Origin of the sequence: Rhodococcus sp. T2V, assembly GCF_029269925.1 — a bacterium.
GTDB lineage: Bacteria > Actinomycetota > Actinomycetes > Mycobacteriales > Mycobacteriaceae > Rhodococcus_F > Rhodococcus_F koreensis.
This window is the reverse complement of the sequence record NZ_JARJBD010000312.1, coordinates 1-1036: the sequence shown is the minus strand read 5'-3', so window position 1 is coordinate 1036 and position 1036 is coordinate 1. Positions and strand designations below refer to the sequence as shown.

Here is a 1036-nt window from a genome sequence, read left to right as displayed (position 1 = left end):
GCAGGTCGGTGCGGGTGAGCAGGATCCGCCGGATCCCGTACAGCGGGTCCCCGACCCGGCCGCGGTGACCACAGGTGGCCTGCTGGATCCGTTGCCGGCACACGGTGAGCTTCTCCGCCGCCAGGTGCACGACGTGGAAGGGGTCCATCACCGCCCGCGCCGCGGGTAGCGCTTCGGCGGTGGCGGTGCGGTAGCCGGCGAACCCATCCATGGCGACGACCTGCACACGGCTGCGGAAGTTGTTGTCCCTCTTGCCGAGCCACTGGGCCAGTGCGGCCTTCGATCGGCCGGCGACCATGTCCAGTAGCCGGGCCGGGCCGGTCCCGTCGATCACCGGTGTCAGGTCCACGATCACGGTGACGAAGTCCGGGTCACCCTGCCCGCGGCGGTGCTTCCACTTGTGCTCGTCCACGCCCAAATAGCGGACTCCGTCGAGGTGGCCGGGCTGGTCGACCACCAGCTCACGGGCCAACGAGGCGGCGAGGGTGTTGACGGTATTCCAGCCGACTCCGAGTGCCCTCGCGACCGCGGCGACGGACATCTTGTCGTTCGCCAGCCGCCCAAGGATCCAGCGTGAACACCTCCGGGTGGTCGACGCCTTCGGAGCCGCGACCGTGTCGATGCGCTGTCGGAAGATCGCCACCTCGCACGTGTCGTCGGTGCAGGTGAACCGCGGAATCCGGACCCGAAGTCGGGTCGGGTGCCCCACCACCGGCAGATCGGTCAGAATCCGGTCGACGTGATCGCGCAACCGCCCGGGCTGCAAACAGGTCGGACAGCGCGGATCGTGCTCGACGGGCCTGCATTCGATGTGAGTGAGATTCTCGGCGATGGCGGCACCGGTGATGGTGAGCCCGAGTTCGACGGTTCGGCAGATGGTGTCGGCGACGAGGCCGGTAATGTCGGTCATGAGTCCTGTGGTTGTGCGATGGGTGGTGTAGGAACCTTCATCCTCACACCACAGGACTCACCTACATCTTGTGCCTCACCCCATCAGCCCAGAACCGGCATCATGCACTCCCGATCGGGAAGAGCC

At 67.2% G+C, this 1036-nt stretch carries 1 protein-coding gene; it reads right to left on the bottom strand.

Annotated features, from left to right (window positions below):
• Positions 1 to 910, bottom strand: a 910-nt coding sequence (locus P3H15_RS54090) for an ISL3 family transposase (RefSeq protein WP_276144838.1), incomplete at its 3' end; no start/stop codon positions are given.
• Between the last annotated feature and the right edge of the window lie 126 nt (positions 911 to 1036).